The sequence below is a fragment of the Kitasatospora sp. NPDC058406 genome, from assembly GCF_042722765.1.
Classification (GTDB): domain Bacteria; phylum Actinomycetota; class Actinomycetes; order Streptomycetales; family Streptomycetaceae; genus Kitasatospora.
This window is the reverse complement of the sequence record NZ_JBHXKE010000449.1, coordinates 1-3,094: the sequence shown is the minus strand read 5'-3', so window position 1 is coordinate 3,094 and position 3,094 is coordinate 1. Positions and strand designations below refer to the sequence as shown.

At 67.2% G+C, this 3,094-nt stretch carries 4 protein-coding genes and 3 pseudogenes; 5 read left to right on the top strand and 2 right to left on the bottom strand.

The window, feature by feature from the left end:
• From ACFWOG_RS40330 to ACFWOG_RS40315, 4 genes and pseudogenes are all read left to right on the top strand, one after another.
• Positions 1-223: pseudogene (locus ACFWOG_RS40330) on the top strand (IS630 family transposase); the annotation flags it as partial.
• A gap of 213 nt (positions 224-436) precedes the next feature.
• Positions 437-658: a hypothetical protein gene (locus tag ACFWOG_RS40325; RefSeq protein WP_380364667.1), complete on the top strand. Its 222-nt coding sequence runs from the start codon at positions 437-439 to the stop codon at positions 656-658.
• A 90-nt stretch (positions 659-748) separates the two neighbouring features.
• Complete coding sequence (locus tag ACFWOG_RS40320) at positions 749-1,603, top strand: IS5 family transposase (RefSeq protein ID WP_380364665.1); 855 nt, start codon at positions 749-751, stop codon at positions 1,601-1,603.
• Positions 1,600-1,998: a hypothetical protein gene (locus ACFWOG_RS40315; protein ID WP_355671090.1), complete on the top strand. Its 399-nt coding sequence runs from the start codon at positions 1,600-1,602 to the stop codon at positions 1,996-1,998. The genes ACFWOG_RS40320 and ACFWOG_RS40315 overlap by 4 nt, the downstream gene beginning before the upstream one ends.
• 8 nt (positions 1,999-2,006) lie before the next feature.
• On the opposite strand, the pseudogene ACFWOG_RS40310 reads toward ACFWOG_RS40315, so the two are convergent.
• Positions 2,007-2,114, bottom strand: a pseudogene (locus tag ACFWOG_RS40310) (IS5/IS1182 family transposase); the annotation flags it as partial.
• A gap of 9 nt (positions 2,115-2,123) precedes the next feature.
• On the opposite strand from ACFWOG_RS40310, the pseudogene ACFWOG_RS40305 reads away from it, so the two are divergent.
• Positions 2,124-2,297 (top strand): annotated as a pseudogene (locus tag ACFWOG_RS40305) (IS5/IS1182 family transposase); the annotation flags it as partial.
• Positions 2,298-2,330: 33 nt separating this feature from the next.
• On the opposite strand, the gene ACFWOG_RS40300 reads toward ACFWOG_RS40305, so the two are convergent.
• Positions 2,331-2,783 carry an ATP-binding protein gene (locus ACFWOG_RS40300; RefSeq protein WP_380364662.1) on the bottom strand — a complete coding sequence of 151 codons (453 nt, stop codon included), beginning with the start codon at positions 2,781-2,783 and terminating at the stop codon, positions 2,331-2,333.
• Between the last annotated feature and the right edge of the window lie 311 nt (positions 2,784-3,094).

Here is a 3,094-nt window from a genome sequence, read left to right as displayed (position 1 = left end):
GGACCCCGACCGCGAACCAAGGCCCCGCCGACGGGCGACCTACACCCGACCGCACGGGGTCCGGCACCTGTTCGCCGCCTACGACCTGGCCAAGGACCAGCTCTACGGCCACCTCAAGAAGACCAAGAACCGCTCCAAGTTCCTGGAGTTCTGCCGCTACCTGCGCTCGCTGCATCCGAAGGACGTGTGGATTGCGATCGTCTGTGACAACTGTGAGCATCATGGAGTGCTGCCGGGGGCGGCGAGCCTGACCCGTGCGACAACTGGCCTCAGTTGCCTTGGAGTAGAACTGTCGGCTTCCCGCCCCCGTGCAGCACTTGCCGGCATCGGCCCGGTGGACGTGTCCCGATAGGGGCTTTGCGGGAACAAAGCACCGTCACAGTTCTGACCGCCCACCGGACCGGCACTGGCCACCAGCCCCAGTCCGAGGAGCCCTGTGACCGCCACCAGCATGCCCCAGACCGCCCTGCCCACGCAGCGATCCTCCGTCGCGGAGGAGGTGGTGCTCGGGGTGGACACCCACAAGGACATCCACGTCGCAGCGGTGATCACCACATTGGGCGCCTCGCTCGCGTACCAGGAGTTCCCGGCCACGGCCCAGGGCTACCGCCAACTGGTCTCCTGGGGACAGTCTTTCGGAGTTCTGAGAGGACGTTAAGTCCGTTTCTGGATGATCTGGTGTCGCCCGTTCGTGTGTACGGAGTCGTTCAGGCTGACTCGCGTGTCGTGTGCATGATGGTGTTGGGGCATGGAACGGATGCCGTACTCAACGGACTTGTCCGACGGGCAGTGGGCCTTGATCGAGCCGCTGGTCACCGCCTGGAAGCAGGAGCGGGTGTCGCGTTCGGCGACCGGGGACCCGGGCTCCTGCGACCTGCGCGAGGTCGTGAACGCGCTGCTGTACCAGAACCGGACGGGCTGCCAGTGGCGGCTCCTGCCGCACGACTTTCCGGCCTGGTCGGCGGTGTTCTACTACTTCAGCCTGTGGCGCCAGGACGGCCTTGACCAGCGGATCCAGGAGATCCTGCGCTGCCAGGTGCGGGAGCGGGCCAGACGATTAGAGGACCCGTCCCTGGTGATCATCGATACCCAGTCCGTGCGCGTGGCGGCCGGGGTGCCGAAGGAGACCACGGGACTGGACGCGAACAAGAAGACGCCCGGCAGGAAGCGGGGACTCGCCGTCGACGTGCTGGGCCTGATCATCGGTGTGGTGATCCTCGCCGCGAGCGCGCACGACAACGAGGCCGGCATCGCCCTGCTGGACCAGGCAGCCGAACGATGCGGGATGCGCCTGGAAAAGGTCCTGGTCGACCAGGGCTTCAATGACGCCGTAATCATCCACGGGGCGGTGAAGGACATCACCGCCGAGGTGGTCCGTCGCAACCCCGACACCCAGAGCAAGGGCTTCGTTCCGCAACCGAAGCGGTGGGTGGTCGAGCAGGTCAACGGCACCCTCATGCTCCACCGGCGCCTCGCCCGTGACTACGACCACCGGCTGGACAACGCCGCCTCCCGCGTCTACTGGGCCTCCACTGCCGGCATGCTCCGCCGCCTCACCACCCCCAGCCCCGCCTGGCGCGACGAGGTGGGGCTGGCCGCGTGAACGTCACCGAACTCCTGCGGCTGTTGCAAGCCGAACACGACGAGACCACCGCACGCGCCGACGGCCTGCGAGAACAGATCGAGCAACTCACCCGTGCCCTGGCCGAAGTCGAGGCCCGCCTCGCCGAGATCGTCACCACCCGCAAGGTCATCGACAGCCTCGCCCTGCCCGACCACGCACAGGCCTCCGAGGAGCCCGCCACCGTCTACCAGCGCATCGTGACCGCCTTCAACGAGCACCCCGGGCGGGTCTTCCAGGTTCGCGACCTCCACGAACTCCTTGGACTGCCAACCGACGAGCCCTCGATCAACGTCACCCGCTCCCGCCTGGGACGACTCGTTCGTCAGGGACTCCTCGACCAACCCGGACGCGGCCGCTACCAGAAACGGACTTAGAAGACATCTCATTTGGATAGCCGTCGGGTGCAGATGAGGGCTGCGGCGATGCTGGCGAAGGCGGCGAAGTGGTCGGCCTTGCGTTCGTAGCGGCGGTGCAGCCGGCGGAAGCCGCCGACCCAACCGGATGGCTCATGCTCCACCGACGCCTCGCCCGCGACTACGAGACGTTGCCCACCCGTTCGGAAGCCGTCATCCACATCGCCATGACCGATCTCGTGGTCCGCCGCCTGACCGGGGAGAACACCATCTCCTGGCGCGACCCGAAGAGCCTCACCAAACACCCCGTCTCGGGATGAAACATCGGACGAAAACGACCTCTGAGTCGGCGATCAGACCGGCAGTTCGGCCCAGACCAGTTGGCCGGTCGCAGTCTGCATGGCGCCCCAAGTGCCGGCCAGGGTGGCGACGAGGAACAGGCCGCGGCCGCCACAGCTCTCGGTGGTGTCGCTGGCCGCGGTGATGCATTCGTCGGGGTTGAAGCCCGGGCCCGAGTCCTCGACCTCCAGGCGTACGACCTGCTGGCCCACCTCGGGTTCGCACAGGGCCAGGCCAGCCCAGACGGGCGCGGCACCGTGGCGGACGGCATTGGTGGCGAGCTCGGTGGCGATCAGGGTGAGGTCGTCGGCCAGGTGGGGTAGCTGCCAGCCGGCCAGCAGGGCGGTGACCCAATTCCGCAGCAGGCCGGGGGAACGGGTGTCGGCGGCGAGCTCGCAGTGGTTCGAGCGGGGGGCCGACTCTGTAGGGAGGACGCCGGGCGTGGCTGTGACGGCGGCGCGAGGCATGGTGGCTCCTCGGCTGGTGGGAGACGGTGCACGCCCGGCCCGGGCGGCTCCCGCGCGGCGACCGAGGGGACGCCTCAGATCGTCACCGTCGAATTTAGTATACGAAACTCCTGCAAGCAAGACGTTTGCGAAGAATCGGGCAGAACAACAGATGGGGGCTGGCGAAACATCCCGGAAGAAATCTTAGCTCTCCGGAATATCGCATACCATGAACGGATGGGACAGAGCAGCTGGGCGGAGCGCATCCCCGCCGTGAAGAGCAAGGCCGATCTCGCCTACGAGAGTCTGCGCAGTGCCATCGCCCAGGGCGA

Excerpts from the sequence above, each read along its gene's own strand:
- ACFWOG_RS40320 (WP_380364665.1), top strand. The coding sequence starts at position 749 with ATGGAACGGATGCCGTACTCAACGGACTTGTCCGACGGGCAGTGGGCC.
- ACFWOG_RS40300 (WP_380364662.1), bottom strand. The coding sequence starts at position 2,783 with ATGCCTCGCGCCGCCGTCACAGCCACGCCCGGCGTCCTCCCTACAGAG.